The sequence below is a fragment of the Microbulbifer regidiadema (SeqCode) genome (assembly GCF_052467605.1).
Map to the genome: position 1 here is coordinate 2,674,317 of NZ_CP174316.1, position 18,436 is coordinate 2,692,752.

Here is an 18,436-nt window from a genome sequence, read left to right on the forward strand (position 1 = left end):
GCTAGACCTTTCAAAAATCGCACCGTATAAGCCAGAGAGAAGGCCGAAGTTACAGCAGTTGCAAAAGGCTAGGCCACTCTCGACGAGCCGCACCTAACGTCTGTAGCCTTCAAATTTTGTAGAATTATTCAGAGGTCCCTTAGTCTGTGTAGAACACCCCATGCCAACCCTCCAAGTCAAAAATCTTTCCATAGGCGCTTTAATCAAGGCGAGCTTTTCCCTACAGCCCGGCCAGATTGTGGCTATATCCGGTCCATCGGGCTCCGGTAAAAGTCGCTTGCTTAGAGCCATAACAGACTTGGAGCCCCACTCGGGTAATATATTCCTGGATGATAAGCCTCAAAGTGCCTATCCAGCACACAAGTGGAGAAGCCAGGTAATGTTGGTTCCTGCGCAGAGTGCCTGGTGGGGAGATATTGTCGGCGAGCACCTTCTCGAACCTATGCCCGCTGCCCTTCAGGCTATCGGCTTACCCAGGGATGCCGCAAATTGGCAAGTCAATCGGCTTTCCGCTGGAGAGCAGCAGCGGCTAGCGCTTATTCGCGCAGTATCCTACAGCCCCCGTGTGCTGCTTCTGGACGAGCCAACAGCCAACCTGGATGCCAGCTCCACTCAGCTGGTAGAACAGTGGTTAATTGGACTAACAAAAAAACAGCAGCTTCCCATACTCTGGGTCGCGCACAACCTGGAACAGATCCGACGGGTTGCCCAGCGACACCTAGCCATCGTTGGCGACCACTTGGAAGAACAGGAAATCCATCGATGAGCGTGATCGACCTCTCTTGGTGGCAACTATCATTAGCCGCAGGTTTGGTGCTGGCCCTGGCCGCCTGTGCGCATATCGCACGCCTACAAACAAGTAGGCCGCTGGTTATTGCCGCTTTGCGCACAGCCATTCAACTAACGCTGGTGGGACTCGTTTTAGACACCCTGTTCACACTGGGCACTCTGCTCTGGGTTGGACTGCTGGCTCTGGCAATGCTGCTATTTGCCGGGCAGCAGGTGGTTGCCCGGCAAGAGTATCGCCTGCGCGGGGGGCGGAGCTTTGCTGTGGCCACCCTGGCAATGCTGGTATCCGCTTTCAGCGTCACTATTTTAAGCCTGGCGGTGCTGATTGGTCCCAGCCCCTGGTACCAGCCACAATACTCGATTCCGCTGTTAGGCATGTTACTGGGAAATACGATGACTGGTGTCGCCCTGAGTTTGGACCGCCTGACGGAGAGTATGCGGCGTTCAAGGGATATCATCGAGAACCGCCTGATGCTGGGGCATACCTGGCAGCAAGCCAGTCTGGAATTTCGACGGGAAGCAATGCGTGCGGGGCTGATGCCGACAGTCAATTCTATGGCTGCCGCCGGTATCGTATTTTTACCGGGAATGATGACAGGGCAGATTATTTCCGGCACCTCGCCCACAATCGCAGTGAAATATCAGATCCTGATTCTATTTACGATTGCATCGAGCACCGGCTTCGGCGCTTTTCTCGCCGTCACAATGGCTGCGAGGCAACTATTTGATAAACGGGAGCGCTTGCGTACCGATCAACTGATCAAAAATACCTAGGGAGCTTAATCGGAGAAGAGAGAGCGCCGGATCGAAGCGTACCAGCGCTCGGTTGGGGCTTAGCGACCCAAAAATAAGATGGCCGCAGCCATAACTAAACCGGCCAGCAGGGCCCATACGCCCCGCAACATCAGCGAGCGGGCATACTCGGCTTCCTTGTGACGCAGGGCATAGGGAATACCGGTAATCGGGCCGAGGACGATAGTTACAATCCCCCAAACCCAACGCTTATTACCCAGAGCGGTCAGCGCTGCCATCAGCCCCCCAAACCAGCACAAGGTTACGCCAATTACAATTACGATCAGTGCCAGGATGGACCACCACTGGTTGGCCAGGAAAATTTCTACAATTTGGGTTTCAGTCATGGGGTTTCGCCAGTCCGTATTACCTTCCGATTACATCTTGATGTTCTCGGCACCCTAAAAGGTTAGGTGCTCCAGAACGAGATATCCGGGCACCCGCACAAAGCTGTACAAAAAACCGCCACAGGGAGTGAAACCCGCAAAGTCGGCCCAGTTGGTACCCTTCTAAGCTGCGCCACCCCTAAAGGAAGCGGCGCTACAGCTCAGGGGCACTATAGTAACCCTAAAGCGCCCCCAGACGCATAAATAGCTCTGACCGAAAGATAGTGAGCACTCACAATCACGAGAATTCAGTCACTATCTCCAGCCCAGTAATCTTCTGGGTTTCATTGGCGAATTCGTAGTAATCCGGTTTTTCATCGATAAAGATTTGGTGGGTCATGGTGGTCTCTGCCGGAAGGTCAAAGATCCCTGCGGGTACCGAGTACTGGGAGGTTTCCTTTAAGCGGTAAAAAAGATGGGAGCCACACTTTGAGCAGAAACCCCGCTCGGCCCAAATGGATGAATCAAATACACTGACATGCTCTTCCCCGCTAATCTCAACGCTGGTCTGACAGTCAACGGCCAACAGGGGACCGCCCCCCCATTTCTTGCACATACCACAGTGACAAACCCCTAGATTTGAGGCGGGCAAAGATGCGCTAATTGTCACTGAACCACACAGGCAACTTCCATGCACTTGAGTCATTTTTCTACCTAGATATTTCTTACTTCAGGAGATCACGATAAAAACCAGAGTCGGAATCTACCATATAAAATCAGACAAAAATTGATCCAAAACAGCACCTTACACTGCACTGTGAATTAGCGCACAACCAACAAAAAAATATTACAAAAAAAACAGCAAGCACCTTTAATTTAAGCAAACCTATATTTTAAAGATAAATTAATGCTCACTTACCCGACAGGCAAATAAAAATCAAAACAGACGGAGAAACACTCCAATAAACCGACCGCTAATAAAATTATTTAAAATAGCAGTTAAATTCTAATTTGAGAACTCAACTCTTGGGCGGCCAAACTCCCTTCCCAGGTAGTCCGGCGCACAGGGAATCAGTTCGGAGGCCTTGATTCCCGCATCTATTAAATACCGTTCTACCGCTCGACTGCGCGCTTTAGCCAGGCTTTCCAACTCTTCGCGCAATCCAAGGGGCGGATTGCGATAAAAATCTCCCCGCCCCCAGTGTATACCCGCAGTGGAATAGGGATAGAGGGCTTGCCAATCTCTGGCATTGGCAATACCACATATGCCCGGCCGCGTATCGGGATTTTTGCTTAACACCACCACCATGCGCTGCAGTTGTGCCAGCGCTAGGCCAGTTAACTTGGCACTACCGGGTTCAAAGTCAATAGCGGGGAACGAGGTTGCCCGGAAGCGCCCCCAGGCATAGCGCGCTAATAAATACACCCCATAGGGGGTAAAGTAACTCATCAGGGCATCTATGATCGATTTCTGTAACAGCTCACTAAAGACAAAGCTAAAAGAGAACTTGGGATCGCGAATATTGCCACTCACCGGCATAGCAAACTTGATATTTCCCTGGCCATCTTTAAGCAGCCACAACGCCAGATTTAGGGGAATCAGTGTCGACTTTACCGGCAGTGGGTCGCCTTTGCGCACACGGCGCACTTTTAGTTTTTCCAGACGTATATCAGAAAAGCCTTTGAGCTGATTCTCAAATACCTGAATATTAACTACAGCATCCCCCTGCCCTTGAAGGATTTTATAACCCAGCAGTTTTGCCATATAGGGAGCCGCAGGGATCAGGTTTACGCTGGTAAGATACCCAGTAAGCTCGGCATTCCACTTTTTATTCCCCAGATAATCCACGGTCCCGCCGATCTGGACCTCACCAAAACCACCGGGCCTGCCATTGACAACAATTACCGCAGGGGGGTGTTTAGCCAGATTGCTTAAATCGCTGAGATTAAAATTGATATCTCTGATCGGCAGCCGGGCGCGGAATTCCTCTCGATGATCCACCCAAGTGAAAGTACCGTGTTTTAAGTAGAGATCACCGAGATGATAAAGCAGTGCTGGCGCGCCCTCTTCCTTAAGAGTTATTGTATCTATGCCGGTAAACCCTCTCAGCTCATGGATTTTCCTGAGCATAGGGAGGTTTCCCGACAAATCCCGCAAAAGGATAACGCGGGGGCGCAGAAAATCGATAAAGCCAATATTGAGTGTTTTCTTGGGGCGGTGGTAGCGCAAGTCTTCAAGCCGAAGGGACTCAAAGTCCAACATCCAGCGATGGCGGTCAAATTCCAGGCTGTCGGGATGGCGCTCAAAAAAGTGAAAGTGAGTGGCCTCACCCGCAGCGAGGCGCCACTCGGTATCCGTGAAGAGCAGCCGCGATAAGCTGATACTCTCCCCCTGTACCAGCTCTTCTCCGCTGGGGGAGAGCAAAGTTATGTCATTTAGCTGCAGCGTAGCGAGTTCGGCGCCCCGGCCGCGATGGAAATTACCCTCCAGTAACAACCTTGAGAAACGAAAGCAGTGATCTCCCTGATCCAGGTAGCCACTGGGAAAACAGCCTCCGATCTCTTTAAACTCTAACTCCTTGAAATCAACGGCCTCGCGACTGATCCTTAGGTGCCCCGCCCCCACAGCGGAAACAGAGAGTAGTTTAAGCGGCAAATCCTGCGGAAAATTCTGTTCGTGTAGTTGTATATTGCTGACTTTGATTCCCGAAAGGATAAGCTGGCGCCCAGCGGCGCCGTGAATAGCTTGCGCCCCGCCAATACTGAATTCTCCCAATTCATAGCAGGGGGCAATCTTGTCATCTTTTAATATCCCCCTGGGCATACACCCCCGGGCCCCAGTAGCTTGCGCCAGGGATTCTCCCCGCAGGGAGATATTATCGATTTCAAACTTTGGTATTTTTAGCGGGCCCAATTTTTTTCTGGGTATGGACACGCCCGCCAACGCCACAGAGCTCTGTACCGACCAGGGACTCGACAGTTTAATTTTCTGTAATCCCGGCATGGATAGTTTATCCACGCCAAAACAGTGATAAGAGTCACCGGCCCTGATTCGCTTTAACTTGGCTACAGTTACCGCAAGCTCTGTATCCCGGGTGCACACCCGAATATTTTGTAAAGTTAAATCCGCGAGTGAAAATGCGGCGCCACTATTCCAAGTAAAACGGCTCCAGCCCAGACTCTGTACCCCAGCCTGTAAATAGTTGCCGGCTTTTTGCCAAAAAGCGATGGGTTCACTCTTTAGTGGCCCCAGACTCACGCGGGGCACATCGGCGACTAGCCCCAGTTTTACCCAGGAGTCAGAAAAACTGATAAGTGGTGTTTCGATACAGTCGGCGAGACTTATCTCAGCGCTATTTTCTGAAGAAAAAGACTTTAATCCACAAAATAAGATATTGTTAATATTCAGCCCATATAAATCGAGGGTATTTGCTGAAAAAGACATACGCTCGGTAAAAACTCGCCCCAGCTGCAATATGGGTGCAGCTTCGCCCCCACCTTTAAACTCAACCGCTTCGATGGACCAACCACTCTGCCCCAAAGAATGCAGATTTCGCCCAAATACACAGGCCGGCATCGATTGATGCCCCCCCGCCTGCTGGGGAAGACACAACTTTAAGGTGCCGGCTGCAATATCCTGCAATACAATTTTTGAGCGAGTAGGTTTATCTCGAAACCACTGCAACTCAAGTTTTGCGATCGATACACCCCCAATATCCAAGAGATCCTGTGCAGACACGCCCTGTAGCCGCACAGATTTAATCGCGGAGTTATCCAGATTGGCAAATAGGTAGCGCGGACTGAGATAGGTGTAGAAATAATCCCCCAGCGATAAATTTTCTAGGTTTACACAGTGAATTTTCAGCGAACTTATTTCGCGACCAGTGGGCCCACAACTGTTCACTCGTTCGGCAGTGGCCCCCGGCAGGGCGGCATAGGATTCGAACTCCCCTGTTCCTCTATGTCTGATCCTGGCCAGGGGGAGCTCTATTCCAGAGAGATTAATCAGCGACTTATTGTCCCTAGTCTTCGCCTCAGCGCGGGCAACAGAAAAGGCTTTTGCGGAAAAATCTATCCCTTGCTGCCAGGAGAACAGCAGGGGCTTTTTCTGCTGTAGCGATTGGAGTTCAAAGCAAACCGCTCGAGCCTTATCATTTTGGCTGGTGCGATAAAATAACCTTGTCCAACTTTCAGTGAGGCACCCGCCAAGTTGCCTCAGGGCAAGACTGTTTATTTTCAGATTGGGATTCTCGATACTTGCCAGGGCTAAGTCGCTGGAATTTTTTTCCGCAGTACTATCCCGCCGCTGCAACCTTCCTTTTTCACGAGTGCCGCTATTGCGGTTAATCCCGCCGGGCATTCCCGGCAGTGGGGCACTGACCAGCCAGGGGTTATCGGCCACCCTTTTCTTATAAAAACTGTTGCCGCTCTCGAACTGCTGTAATAGTAAGCCACCTCCTGCATCCACAGAGTCATTGAGAAGCAATCGATGCAGCGCCAATTCCCCCAAGATGGCATAACCGTCTTCACCGCCCTGCCAGGCAAACTGCCCGCGCCCGGCGAAGCGGTTTAAGTGTGCGCATAGCGGCTGCCAGTCCGGTGGCAGAAAATCCCGGGGGACACAGCCGGACAGAGACTGTATAAAAAAATCCTGCGCCGACAGAGGGCCGCTGTTGCCAATGGTATCTAGGGAGCGCCAGCGCAACGCCTGCAACTCGGCCCTGGGCTGCCCCCTGGCGCCGATAGAAAATTGAGCCAGTTGTAGAGGGCCGCTGGACAACCCCCAAGCAATATCCCGCGCGCTAGACCCAAAGCGAAAAGCAAAACTCTCTGTGCTTTTGAGTCCGCGCATAGCAATACAGTGGTCGGGCTTGTGCCATAGCCCTCCCGGCACACACCCACTGGCGGTCTCAATCCCCAAGTGCGCAAAAGAGAGGGTTCGCGTTATCGCAGAAAATTGGAGGGGGCCAAATACCCCATTATTGGCCCTAATGGGATGGCGGGTCGGTTGCGCCATATCCAGCAGGTAACCCCGATTAATGGCGCTGGAGCCGCTCTGAATATTTAAATGCTGACTCCAATCGAAAACCGTGCGTTCCGGCAGATCCAGGTTGGCGGCCCGCAGGCACAGATGGGAGTTGGCATTGCGCAGGTGTCGTGGGCACCAGTCGAATGCCCGGGCAAAGCCCCGCTGCCACTGCAAACGTTTTTTCGGGCGTTCGAAATTAAAGTCATGGATACGAATAACTCCAGCCCGCCAGTCCTGCCAGCGCCGCTCACTGCGCCTCAATACGACATTTTCCCCATTGAGCTGGCGCCACTGAACCCGGGCTTTGCGCCCAAAACCAAAATGTATATCGCCTTCCGCCGCAAGGCGTCGGGCCGAGGCGCAGTGGCCCACCAGGCGCTGTAATCCTTTAACAACCTCGGCCCAGCGCTGCGGCGGGCAGCCGGAGAAGTATTCCGCAGCGACACTGTGTAGCGTCGTAGCAAGACCCGGCCAGGCAAAGTGGACCTGATTTCCATGTAGGCGTCCGAGCACCGTGCTGTAACCGGAGTGACCTCTCTCCCAGGCCAGTAGATCACTGGCCTCTAATTCGGCTGCTGCAATATCGACATGCAGCGGGGTATCGCCTGTGCGCCGCAGCGCCAGCCTAAAGCTGTCTGCGTAGAGCTTGCCAATGGATACACAGGTCGCTTCAGTCCAAATTGGCCGGTGCCGATAGCAGAGTTCACTATCGCGCACTTGAGCCCGACTAATGGTCAAATGGAAGTTGCGATCCCGCCGCTGCCCCTCGCCGAGATTCCAGCCCCCCAACTCCCACAGCCGAGATCGCTCACCGGGGGAGGATTGCAGATCCATATAGACGCCAGTTAGCGCAACCTTGGGCAGCTGGACTCGCCCCCGCAATAATTGCCACCAGCTGTAATCGAGCACCAGCTCGCGGGCAGAGAACCCCCGCCCCTGCCGATTTTCGGCTTTGACATTAACCCCTATAACACTTAAATCCAGCAGCGATACACGCAGGTGGCCCACACTGAATTCCAGACCGCGCTGCTCCATCCAGTCGCCGGCTGTTTCTCGCAGCCTGTCCGCTGCCCACCAGTGCAGCGCTTCAATCAGTACTAACCCGGCCAGCAGCCAGCGGATTAAACGGCGGAAAAGGGTACTCTGCGAAGTGGACTCTGGGGGCATTGGGATTAAGCGCCGGGCAATAAATTTTACACAGACGGCAACGACAATTAGGGAGTCTCTGCAAGCCCCGTAGAGCGGGCCCTCAAGGCCGGCAGAGGTATTGCGAAATGACCAGAGGCTCCCCGGGCCCATACAGTAAAGACCAGCACCTAGAGATTTTTTGGCCCTGACGCGGCTATCCCCGATAATAGCCCCCAGCGTCGCCCATTCAGTCGCGCTAAAATGCGAACTGTCTACTATTTAACCAGGAGTGTATTTGCGCGGCGTGGGAGCTTGGGAAGCCAGTATCGTTTACCGCCTCTCATTTTTTCTTTGACCCAGCCAGTGAGTAGACATGCAGGAGCACCCAAACTATCAGGACATCCTCTTGGTCGGCGGCGGCCACAGCCACGCTATTGTGCTGCAAATGTGGGCTATGAACCCCCTGCCTGGCGCGCGCCTGACTCTGGTCTCCCCCCAAGTGCAAACCGCCTACTCCGGCATGCTGCCCGGAATGATCGCGGGCCACTATTCACTGGAAGAAACTCATATAGATTTGGCCAGGCTCTGCCGGGCCGCCGGTGCGCGCTTTATCCAAGCTTGCGCGCACGAAATTGATAGTGAGAATCGCCGCGTGTCCCTGCTGGGCAGGCCGCCAGTGGAGTACGACCTGCTCTCTTTAGACGTCGGCGCCACCCCCGCCCGCGAACTACCTGGCTCAGAACTGGCGGTCCCGGTCAAACCCATTGGGCACTTCTACCGCTTCTGGCAAAAACTGCAAAAGCAAATCGGCGAGAGCGACTCCATCTTCCGCCTGGGCATTGTCGGCGGCGGCGCCGGCGGCTGTGAGCTGGCGATGGCAATGGCCCACACCCTGCAAGATGCTCTAAATCGAGAGCGGGTAGAGATTCATCTAATTCACGGCAGCGCAGCGATTCCCCAGGGCTATCCGGCACTGGCCCGCAAGCGGGTTACAAGGGAAATGCGCAAGCTGGGGGTCCAGTTACACCCCAATTGGAGCGTCAGTGAGATTACCGAGCAGGGCGTCGTCAGTGCCACTGGCGACTGCCTGCCCCTGGATCAGGCCATCCTAACCACCAATGCCTGTGCGCCGCCCTGGCTGGCAAACTCCGGCCTTTCACTGGACGAGCAGGGATTTGTACGGGTCGATCAGACGCTGTGCGCCCTGGGGCGGGAAGATGTTTTTGCCGCCGGCGATGTGGCCAGTTTCACCCCGGAACCCCTGGCCAAAGCCGGGGTTTACGCCGTTCGCCAGGGGCCGATTCTCTTTCACAATTTGCGCGCCGTCCTGACCGGGCGCCGTTTAAAGCGATACCGAGCGCAGAAAAACTTTCTCAGCCTGCTCTCCTGCGGTGGCCAGCGGGCAGTCGCCGTTCGCAATGGCTTCGCCGTCGCCGGCGACCTGATGTGGCGATGGAAAGATTATATCGACCGCTCATTTATGCAGCGCTTTAGCGAACTGCCGATGGATATGATCGGCGAGACCAGGATCAAACCCGGCGAGGTCGTCAATCAGCGTGCCGGCAGTTCTCTATCCCCGATGCGCTGCAATGGCTGCGGTGCCAAAGTTGGCGCCGATACCCTGCGCCGCACCCTGGCAACACTACCGCTACAGCATTCCGACTATCTGCTGCGAGGCGTCGGCGATGATGCCGCCGTTATGGAACTCCCCGCCGACCATCTATTAGTACAGAGCTCCGACCAATTGCGCGCGCCCGTGGCTGATCCGTGGATTTTTGGCCGACTCGCGGCCCTGCACGCCCTATCGGACCTATTTGCCATGAACGCCCGCCCCATCAGCGCGCAGATTCTCGCTACTCTCCCCACCGCAGCCGAGGAAATTACCCGCCGCGACCTACAGCAATTACTCGCCGGCGCCATTCACGAACTCAATCGCCACCACTGTGTTCTATCCGGCGGGCACACGGCTGAGGGCTCCGAGATGCTGATGGGCTTAACCGTGAACGGGCTGGCCGAACGGGAGCAGCTTCTGGAAAAAACCGGCGCTCACGGGGGGGACTGCCTGATTCTCAGCAAGCCCCTCGGCGTGGGCACTATCCTGGCGGCAGAGGCGGCGGGGGAGGCCAAAGGCCTGTGGTTGCAGCAGGCTCTGGAAACCATGCTGCACAGCAATGCCGACGCCGCAGAAATATTTGCCCGGCATCGGGCCCGTGCCCTGACGGATGTCACCGGTTTTGGTTTGCTCGGCCACCTGCTGGAAATGCTCGGCCCCGATGGACTCGGTGCAACCCTTATTGCCGAAGCCCTACCTTTAATTGCCGGCGCCGCCACCTGTGTCGAGCGGGGGTGGCTATCCAGCCTGCAACCACAAAATGCCAGTGCCTACGCCTTTGTGGAAAATCCCCTGGAGTGGCAGCCGTTACCCCAGTGGTCACTGCTGACCGACCCACAGACCTGCGGCGGGCTCCTGGCGGCAGTGCCCGTCGATCAGGCCGAGGCCTGTGTGGGCGCACTGCTACAGCGCGGTTACACCCAGGCCGCAATTATCGGTGTGGTCACCAGCGCACCGGACTCAGGGGTAAGCGTACACTTGCGCAAGTCTGCGGACTGGCGCGCACTGCTATCACAGGGCAGTGAGGCACTGCAAAGCCAAGCTTAAGGCTCGGCCAAAGCGGAACAGCCGTCGATTTTAGGCTCTGGACAATTTCGCGCTAAAAAAGGTTTTTCAGCGGCATTATCAACTTGCCTCCGCTCTCCCCGCGCGACATACTGGCACTAGAAAAAACATCGGTAACCGTTTATCGATACCAAAAAAGGTCTTCACAGATTGGGGAGTCGGCTTTTAGCAATCGACAGGAAGACCCCTATGCAAAAGATCGTTATTGTTGGCGGTGGTGCCAGTGGCCTGCATTTGGCCACGCGGCTCGGCCAGTATTTTTCTTTTACCCCCCACCTCAAACGCCGCCGCCAATCCCCTATCGCACAAGTTACCCTTATCGATAAAAATCGCACCCACCTGTGGAAGCCCCTGCTGCACCAAGTGGCCTCCGGCGCACTGGATGCCAATATGGATGCGCTGAATTACCAAGTGCACGCCCGTCACCACGGCTACGAATTTCAGCTGGGAAGCCTGGTCGCCCTGGACCGCAAACGACAGGTCATTGAACTGGGCCCGCTCAATGACGAGGACGGCCGCGAGCTGGTCCCGGCGCGGCAGCTGGAATACGATTATTTGGTACTGTGCCTCGGTGGGCGTAGCAACGACTTCCATATTCCCGGCGTCAGAGAAAACTGCATCCTCCTGGATAGCAGCGATGAGGCACAAAAGTTTCACCAAAACCTTCTCAATCATTTTCTGCGTCTGGAGACCCGCGTCGACGATAAATTGCAGGTGGCGATCGTTGGCGGGGGAGCAACGGGAGTCGAACTCTCCGCAGAATTAGTCGACGCCGTAAAGCGGGTGGGCGACTATGGGCGCATCCGCCCCAATGCCATGGAGATCACCCTGATCGAGGGCGGTGAGCACTTACTTCCGGCACTACCCAAACGTATTGGCAACAATGCCCAGCGCGAACTGGCCAAAATGGGAGTGAATATTCTCACCAACTACCAGATTGCCGCCGCCACAGAGAGCGGACTGACCACTGCCTGCGGCAAACAGCTGCCGGCGGCTATCCGGGTGTGGGCCGCCGGTGTCAAAGCGCCGGAATTTCTCACCCAGCTGGATGGTCTCAGCACCAATCGACTCAACCAAATCGAAGTGGAAACTACCCTGCAAACCCAGACCGATGCCAAAATTTTTGCCATGGGGGACTGCGCCAGCTGTATCGACAGCCATCACCAGCGAGTACCGCCCCGCGCCCAGGCCGCACAGCAGATGGCAGACCTCGCAGGCAATAATCTGATCGCCCTGCTGGAGGGCAAACCTTTGCAGCATTTTTATTATCGCGACCGGGGCTCCCTGGTATCTCTCAGCCAGTACACCGCCGTTGGAAACCTGATGGGGGCTCTGGTCAAAGGCAGCCTCGCTGTAGAGGGGCGCCTTGCCGGCCTCGCCTACCGCTCCCTCTACCGCATGCACCTGGCGGCAATCCACGGCTGGCCGCGAGCAATGCTGCTCTACCTGATTGGGCAGGCAAATCGCGCTGTAAAACCAAAACTCAAAATGCACTGAAGCAACAGGTGTACAAAGCGGCAGGGATAGCCAAAAAATTAGCCATTCAAGCGGAGAAACCTGTGCCTCTTAAGTACAGCGAGTAAGCTCCCTGCGATCGGATTGCGATAAAAACTGCACACGGAGGTGCAAAACGATAATATCGAGGAAAACTGCTGGCAGACGGCGACAAGCCCTGTGCCGCTGGTAAGTTTCGCTCTAGCCCAGGCATACCATGAAAAAAACCTATCAAAAAATTGTCGTGCTAACCGGTGCAGGTATTTCCGCCGAATCCGGCATAGGCACATTTCGCGGTGCCGATGGTCTTTGGGAGAATTATCGCCTGGAAGATGTCGCCACCCCTGAAGCCTTTGCCCGCGATCCGGTCCTGGTGCAGCGGTTTTACAATGAGCGCCGCCAGCAGCTGCTCTCTACAGAGATCGCCCCGAATCCGGCCCACCTGGCCCTGGCTGAGCTGGAGCGCAAGTTTCACGGGGACTTTCTGCTGGTCACGCAAAATATTGACAACCTGCATGAGCGCGCAGGTAGTGAACGGCTTATTCATATGCACGGCGAGCTGCTCAAAGCCCGCTGCTGCCTGAGTGGCGAGCTATTTTCGCTGAACTCAGATCTCACCGTCACAGACACCTGTAACTGCTGCCAACAGCCGGGGACTCTTCGCCCCCATGTGGTCTGGTTCGGTGAAATGCCCCTGGAGATGGAGACTATCTATGGGGCACTATCCGAATGCGATCTGTTTATAAGCATCGGCACCTCAGGCAACGTCTACCCGGCAGCGGGATTTGTCGAATGTGCCAACTTGGCCGGGGCCCATACCGTAGAACTCAACCTGGAGCGCAGCAATGTCGGCGATGCCTTCCAGGAACACCGCCACGGGCCGGCCTCCCTGGTCGTCGATCGCTTTGTCAGCGAAATAATCAATTGATAGCTGCGGCAGTATTGTCTATCGACGACAGCTTGAACGGGCCATAGCGCTGGAGCAAAGTGGTGACTCCCGCTTTATCCCGCACGAGGATATAGAGCCGGTCAAATTCGTAGGCCTCCTCGATAGGGCGGCCTTTTTCCCCACCGAGTAACCCCACCAGCTTTGGAGTGCTGTTGCTGTGCCCCACCACTAAAATTCGCTTGCCCGCCTGCTGTAAATCATCGGCAAATGCTTTTAAATCTCTTGGGTCATAAATTTTGACTTTCAATCCAAGCGCTTTCGCCAGGGGCTCTACGGTTTCCCGGGTGCGGTTGTAGTCTGTGCTATAGATAGTGTCGATGCCCACCTCTCCAAGGATATAGGCAAGTTGGCGCGCACGCCGCTGCCCCATATTGGTTAAATGGGGGTCTGTACCGGCCTCGGGGCCTTTTTCCTTTTCCCCGTGGCGTATCAGGTAGATAACCTGTGACTCAGCCGGGTCGGCAAAAGCCCAACCGGGAAACCCAGATAGAACAAAAAACAAACAAACAGTAAACGATTTAAGTCTTGTAATCACGGCATAAGCTCCCGGGGAATTAACGATTAAACTTATGCAGAATACGGCGGGGTAAGTAAAGAGCAGAGGCGGCAAAAATACTAAATAATGCGATAAAATAAAACCAAATGGTTTTTAAAAAATATTTGATGCCGGATATCCGGCATCAAATCAGTGGTTATCTAGAATTAGATTTTCCACTCTTTTACGGTATCCAAACCGTATTCATCAATCCACTGGCTCAGGGCCTTGGGATTGCGCTTTTTCTTCTCAACGGTCGCGCCGGTATACGGGTTGCGGTAGTGACCGGTTTCCAATTTCGGCTCTGCGGCCTTAGCGGCGGGTGCTGCACGGCGGCCGCGACGGGGGCTGTCACCCTCTTTCTTCAGGTGGCGGGCAACACGGGCCTTCAGAGTTTGCACGTAGTCTGCCGGATCTTCATCACCGAGTTGCGCAACCAGCCACTCAACGATTTGCTGACCACGGGCAACGAAGAACTCCTCTTCATCCATGTGATACTCAGCGGCAAGGTTTAGCAGTGCTTTATCATAGGCAATTACGCCATCTTTCTTGCGTTCAGCCTGAGCCATTTGCTCTTGCAACTCTTCGATTCTCGCCTGATGTTCGGCGATTTGTTGTTCAAGTTGTTCGTATTCCTGAAACATTCAATAAACCTCAACGACGGTTATTAAAAAACACAGAGATATACCTGTGACGCGGGACGACACAGATTGTTATTCCGGATATACCGTATAAAAAATCAACAAATGCTATCGCTGGCCAGGGGCGAGCAATTTAGTGACGTTTAGTCCGGCATATTATGAACTGACCGATATCCATCAGTAAGTGCCACCACACCGGTAAGTTCTGGTGTTAGGCATATTCGGTAAATACACTATTAAAAACTAGCCGATTTCAACTCGCTTCGGCAAACACTCCGAATCGCTGATTATATTTTTCGGCTGAGGTCGCGAATAATAATCTTTCGCCGGCAAATATCAACCATTTATGCCCCTACCTTTGAATATAATAGGAATCATTCAAGAGAAGGACTAAAAATTGTAACAAAGGCGGCCATATCTGCAATCTTAAAAGGATATCCAGCGGGAGCGCAATTAGCTATATTGTAGCTGTAGTCGTCAATTGCAAATTAGACACAATGCTACGGTAATCAAGCATATTGCCAAATACAATTGGATACCCAGATCAAATCATGTCCACTTCCAATAATATCCACCATATCCCAACTTTGGCCGCTTTAATGACGCCATTTCCCTACCATATTGATATCAATGCCACGGTAGAGGACGCTCTGGCGATGATGGAGGAGCACAAGGTGCGCCATCTGCCGGTAACCCGTGGCGGCGATTTGGAGACGGTCATTTCCCGTGGGGATATCGAGAGGGCCCACGCACCCGGGCACCGCCTGGAAGAGCAGCAGCTTTACGTACATGACTTATGTGCCAGACGTCCCTTTATCGCAGATATTCACGACCCTCTAGATAAAATTCTCTTGGCCATGGCCGACACCAATATCGGCTCGGTACTGGTTATGCGGGAAGGTGAGCTGGTTGGGATTGTCACTGTGACGGATGTTCTGCGCTTTTGCAGCCGCTTTATGGCGGAGCTTGCCCAGCCAGTAGACGATTCTGTTGCCTGAGCGCACCGCGCCTACAGGAGACATATGGGGGCACCTGCGGCCAGTAGACGGCTCAGCTGCCAAGCCCGCTCCAACCACCTCCAAACGCCCCGCCCTGGCAGCGCGAGCAGTGTTCGGTAGGCGCCAGTTGCAGCAATGATCAAAAGCAAGATGCGCTTAAAAAATGTACAGATCGGGATGTCCGGCAAAGCTATTCCCTCTAGGGAGCCGCTGAATAATGCCATGCGACCTCTGGTGTGCAGGGCAGTTCACAATCGCGGTGCGGCTTCGCCGGAATATCTAGGCCGATCAAGAAGTCACAATGCGGTGTGTGAATCCCACTAAAAACTCCGCAGAGCGGGCCCTGAAGCCACAGCCGCTGGGTCGCTCGCCGCTATGGAGAAAACTACTATGGAGCCGGCCCTACAGCTATAAAATTTCGCTGCGGCACAAAGTAACGATCACAGATAGTAAAGCAAAAGCTGGCGGGACTAACTCGCTATAAGCGCAGTTGCTGCCGAGAAGGCATAAGATTCGGAGGTTGCTTAAATTTTTGACGGTCCTCATCCCTGAGGAGCCCAACGTATTAACGCAGTACCATTATTAGGTCTTGCGCTGCCCTAGGAAAAAGTAACAGAGCGCTCTTCCATCGGGAAAAACTCATTCCCTACTTTAATGCACACTTTATTTGTACTACAGGAAAACCAGCCTAAATAGCCGGTAACTTGAATACTCTTATGGGTACCCGCCATTTGTTGGCGCAGGCGCTGGGCCCAGGGTCTCAATTTTTTCCCATCGTAGCCCGAGCCACAGGCACAAACATGTAGATCAACAAAATTCGCCGGTAGCCCCTCTTTGTTAAGGGTAGTAGCCAGTTCCTCTGGGGTATAAGTTTTCCACTCGCCCCCCTCCCAGGTGACGGCACCTCTATTGACCACTCTTTTCTGCTTGTTGTTACCCACCGAGCGCTCTGCGCCAATCACTTTGCCATCGGCGCCGCCCGTGCCATGGGTAACGATATAGAGCGTATCTGCTGCCGTTAATTTACTCAGACATTGATCCACCCAGCGATACATCGCCTTGCCGCGCCCAGAGGTGACTTTATTCGCCAGTATCTGATTTACAGGTATTTTCCAAGCCGTTGCAAGATCCTTCGCGAACTCCTGCATCTCTTCACTATTTACCGGGATATAGATATATTTTTTTGCCATTTTTCTTACCTACTTCTTCACTTCAGATACTGTGAAAATGAGGATGATTAAAACTTTGCCAAGAAATAATACGGCCTACCCTATAAAAAAATAGACCAAAAACACCCTCACAGTCACTGTTTGCGCAACATAGGTCAACAATAAAGCTCAAAAAAGAGATTTTTTTCATATTTGACCCACAGCAAAAGAAAATTAAATCTATTTTTGGCCGAATGCAAAGGAGATTTATCCCGCATCAAACACGCCTCACAAACTTAAAAAAAACCAGCGCCAAATCCTTACTTTTTACACATTTGTCTGATAGAGGAAAAATGCTGGCATTTCCAATAAACTGAATAGACACTACTTGCCGAGGGGGAGAACTATAGAAAAATCAAAAAATTCAACCGTTTTTTTCTCGGCGCCCATCAAATGACAAACTTAAAACAAGCTGGGGCATACACAGCAAAAGCAGCACAAGCTAAACAGGAAAAAGAGAAGCCCTAAAAATAGAAACTAATAACACGCAAGCAGATTTTTAACTCTCATACACTACCGCAAATACACACCGATAAAACAACCAAGAGAAACAAACCATCACACAAACTGATCTTTAACTATATATTCACAACCCCCTTAAAACATATACAAATATCAAAACACAAATTAAAGCCCCATATTCTGCCAGCCACGATTTATTTCTCTATTCACACGATTACCAATACCCAAATGAGATTATAAGTGGGCCCCCGTATCGAATAGCGATACAATCAAAACTGAAATCATTACCAAGCGAACTGGAGTATTCTTTTGCGGACAGATACTGCAAACTTTACCAAACTCTTTTTAGAGGATACTCCCCTCTTAGATATACGCGCACCTGTGGAATTTAACCGTGGTGCATTTCCCCTGGCCGAGAATTATCCGCTATTGGATAACCGCCAACGCGAATTAATTGGTACCCGATACAAAAGTGACGGACAGCAGGCAGCGATTGAGTTGGGCTGGGAACTGGCCAGTGAAGAAGTTCTGGCCGCTCGCCTGAGTGCCTGGAAAAAATTTATCGATCAGTTTCCCAGCGGTTACCTCTACTGCTTCAGAGGCGGGCTGCGCTCGCGTATGGCGCAGAAATTACTTCGCGCAGAGGGGCTTGACTATCCAATGGTCACAGGGGGCTACAAAGCGATGCGCAGTTTCCTGCTGGCAGAACTGGAAACACAGTGCCAAAGCCTTGCCTTTGTCGTAGTCGCCGGGCATACCGGTAGCGGTAAAACAGCGCTGCTCAACCGGGTTCAGCGCTCTGTCGATCTCGAAGGTATCGCCAAACATCGCGGCTCCAGTTTTGGCCGTACCGACAGTGAACAACCGTCACAAATCGATTTCGAAAACCAACTCAGTATCGATTTACTCAAACTCTCCCAGCAATCCGGCCCCGTGGCTATCGAGGATGAAAGCCGCCTGATCGGGCGCTGTGCCCTGCCCCCCACACTGCAAGCCGCTATGCAATCAGCGCCGCGAGTACTCGTTGAGGAACCGCTGGAAGCCCGGGCGCAACGCATTGTGCGCGACTATATCAGTGATGGGCTCAAACGTTTTTCTGGCAGTGAAAAATTGCCTGCGCAAAGCCTGGGGGAAGAACTGCACTTTAATCTCAACAAAATCCGCAAGCGCTTGGGCGGACTGCGTTACAAACAGCTGGATGAGGCACTCACCTCTGCCAACCGTGAATTACAGCAACACAATAATAGCGAGGCCTATATCCCGGTAGTGACCGCACTGCTGCGGGATTACTACGATGGCAGCTACGATTACCTGATGAAAAAGTCCGAGCACAAAATCCTGTTTCGCGGCAGTCACGCTGAAGTACAACAGTGGCTGGTTGATTCCTGTCAGCTGCGGCAAAAATAGC

The 18,436-nt window shown here is 53.2% G+C and carries 13 protein-coding genes; 7 read left to right on the top strand and 6 right to left on the bottom strand.

Going from position 1 to position 18,436, the window contains the following annotated elements; all coding sequences use genetic code 11:
- The first annotated feature begins 160 nt into the window (after positions 1 to 160).
- Both ACJJIF_RS12340 and ACJJIF_RS12345 read left to right on the top strand, forming a co-directional pair.
- Complete coding sequence (locus ACJJIF_RS12340) at positions 161 to 766, top strand: ABC transporter ATP-binding protein (protein WP_444928651.1); 606 nt, start codon at positions 161 to 163, stop codon at positions 764 to 766.
- Positions 763 to 1,563: an ABC transporter permease gene (locus ACJJIF_RS12345; RefSeq protein ID WP_444928652.1), complete on the top strand. Its 801-nt coding sequence runs from the start codon at positions 763 to 765 to the stop codon at positions 1,561 to 1,563. The genes ACJJIF_RS12340 and ACJJIF_RS12345 overlap by 4 nt, the downstream gene beginning before the upstream one ends.
- A gap of 59 nt (positions 1,564 to 1,622) precedes the next feature.
- Here the strand turns inward: ACJJIF_RS12345 and ACJJIF_RS12350 are convergent, their stop codons facing one another.
- From ACJJIF_RS12350 to ACJJIF_RS12360, 3 genes are all read right to left on the bottom strand, one after another.
- On the bottom strand, positions 1,623 to 1,928 hold the full coding sequence (locus ACJJIF_RS12350; RefSeq protein WP_444928653.1) for a hypothetical protein: 306 nt from the start codon (positions 1,926 to 1,928) through the stop codon (positions 1,623 to 1,625).
- Positions 1,929 to 2,205: 277 nt separating this feature from the next.
- Complete coding sequence (locus ACJJIF_RS12355) at positions 2,206 to 2,613, bottom strand: GFA family protein (RefSeq protein WP_444928654.1); 408 nt, start codon at positions 2,611 to 2,613, stop codon at positions 2,206 to 2,208.
- Between the two features lie 300 nt (positions 2,614 to 2,913).
- Positions 2,914 to 8,235, bottom strand: a complete 5,322-nt coding sequence (locus ACJJIF_RS12360; protein ID WP_444928655.1) for a DUF748 domain-containing protein — start codon at positions 8,233 to 8,235, stop codon at positions 2,914 to 2,916.
- Positions 8,236 to 8,437: 202 nt separating this feature from the next.
- On the opposite strand from ACJJIF_RS12360, the gene ACJJIF_RS12365 reads away from it, so the two are divergent.
- From ACJJIF_RS12365 to cobB, 3 genes are all read left to right on the top strand, one after another.
- Positions 8,438 to 10,723 (top strand): slr1591 family oxidoreductase, encoded by a 2,286-nt coding sequence (locus ACJJIF_RS12365; RefSeq protein WP_444928656.1) that lies wholly within the window; start codon positions 8,438 to 8,440, stop codon positions 10,721 to 10,723.
- Positions 10,724 to 10,930: 207 nt separating this feature from the next.
- Positions 10,931 to 12,238, top strand: coding sequence for an NAD(P)/FAD-dependent oxidoreductase (locus tag ACJJIF_RS12370; RefSeq protein ID WP_444928657.1), 1,308 nt, complete (start codon positions 10,931 to 10,933; stop codon positions 12,236 to 12,238).
- A 214-nt stretch (positions 12,239 to 12,452) separates the two neighbouring features.
- Positions 12,453 to 13,163, top strand: coding sequence for a Sir2 family NAD+-dependent deacetylase (gene cobB, locus ACJJIF_RS12375; RefSeq protein ID WP_444928658.1), 711 nt, complete (start codon positions 12,453 to 12,455; stop codon positions 13,161 to 13,163).
- On the opposite strand, the gene ACJJIF_RS12380 is transcribed toward cobB, so the two are convergent.
- Together ACJJIF_RS12380 and ACJJIF_RS12385 are read right to left on the bottom strand one after the other, a co-directional pair.
- Entirely contained in the window at positions 13,156 to 13,719 is a 564-nt protein-coding gene (locus ACJJIF_RS12380) for a SixA phosphatase family protein (protein WP_444928659.1), read from the bottom strand. The genes cobB and ACJJIF_RS12380 overlap by 8 nt on opposite strands.
- A gap of 167 nt (positions 13,720 to 13,886) precedes the next feature.
- Positions 13,887 to 14,363, bottom strand: a complete 477-nt coding sequence (locus ACJJIF_RS12385) for a DNA binding protein (RefSeq protein WP_444928660.1) — start codon at positions 14,361 to 14,363, stop codon at positions 13,887 to 13,889.
- A 548-nt stretch (positions 14,364 to 14,911) separates the two neighbouring features.
- On the opposite strand from ACJJIF_RS12385, the gene ACJJIF_RS12390 reads away from it, so the two are divergent.
- Complete coding sequence (locus ACJJIF_RS12390; RefSeq protein WP_444928661.1) at positions 14,912 to 15,358, top strand: CBS domain-containing protein; 447 nt, start codon at positions 14,912 to 14,914, stop codon at positions 15,356 to 15,358.
- 599 nt (positions 15,359 to 15,957) lie between these two features.
- Here ACJJIF_RS12390 and ACJJIF_RS12395 read toward each other — a convergent pair.
- Positions 15,958 to 16,548 (bottom strand): hypothetical protein, encoded by a 591-nt coding sequence (locus ACJJIF_RS12395; protein WP_444928662.1) that lies wholly within the window; start codon positions 16,546 to 16,548, stop codon positions 15,958 to 15,960.
- A 789-nt stretch (positions 16,549 to 17,337) separates the two neighbouring features.
- Here ACJJIF_RS12395 and mnmH point away from each other — a divergent pair.
- A complete protein-coding gene (gene mnmH, locus ACJJIF_RS12400; protein WP_444928663.1) occupies positions 17,338 to 18,435 on the top strand; it encodes a tRNA 2-selenouridine(34) synthase MnmH in 1,098 nt (365 codons plus the stop codon).
- Position 18,436 lies beyond the last annotated feature (1 nt).

Bases quoted from the DNA above. Each gene is read 5' to 3' on its own strand.
- ACJJIF_RS12340 (WP_444928651.1), top strand. From the start codon at position 161: ATGCCAACCCTCCAAGTCAAAAATCTTTCCATAGGCGCTTTAATCAAG.
- ACJJIF_RS12345 (WP_444928652.1), top strand. From the start codon at position 763: ATGAGCGTGATCGACCTCTCTTGGTGGCAACTATCATTAGCCGCAGGT.
- ACJJIF_RS12350 (WP_444928653.1), bottom strand. From the start codon at position 1,928: ATGACTGAAACCCAAATTGTAGAAATTTTCCTGGCCAACCAGTGGTGG.
- ACJJIF_RS12355 (WP_444928654.1), bottom strand. From the start codon at position 2,613: ATGACTCAAGTGCATGGAAGTTGCCTGTGTGGTTCAGTGACAATTAGC.
- ACJJIF_RS12360 (WP_444928655.1), bottom strand. From the start codon at position 8,235: ATGGGCCCGGGGAGCCTCTGGTCATTTCGCAATACCTCTGCCGGCCTT.
- ACJJIF_RS12365 (WP_444928656.1), top strand. From the start codon at position 8,438: ATGCAGGAGCACCCAAACTATCAGGACATCCTCTTGGTCGGCGGCGGC.
- ACJJIF_RS12370 (WP_444928657.1), top strand. From the start codon at position 10,931: ATGCAAAAGATCGTTATTGTTGGCGGTGGTGCCAGTGGCCTGCATTTG.
- cobB (WP_444928658.1), top strand. From the start codon at position 12,453: ATGAAAAAAACCTATCAAAAAATTGTCGTGCTAACCGGTGCAGGTATT.
- ACJJIF_RS12385 (WP_444928660.1), bottom strand. From the start codon at position 14,363: ATGTTTCAGGAATACGAACAACTTGAACAACAAATCGCCGAACATCAG.
- ACJJIF_RS12390 (WP_444928661.1), top strand. From the start codon at position 14,912: ATGTCCACTTCCAATAATATCCACCATATCCCAACTTTGGCCGCTTTA.
- ACJJIF_RS12395 (WP_444928662.1), bottom strand. From the start codon at position 16,548: ATGGCAAAAAAATATATCTATATCCCGGTAAATAGTGAAGAGATGCAG.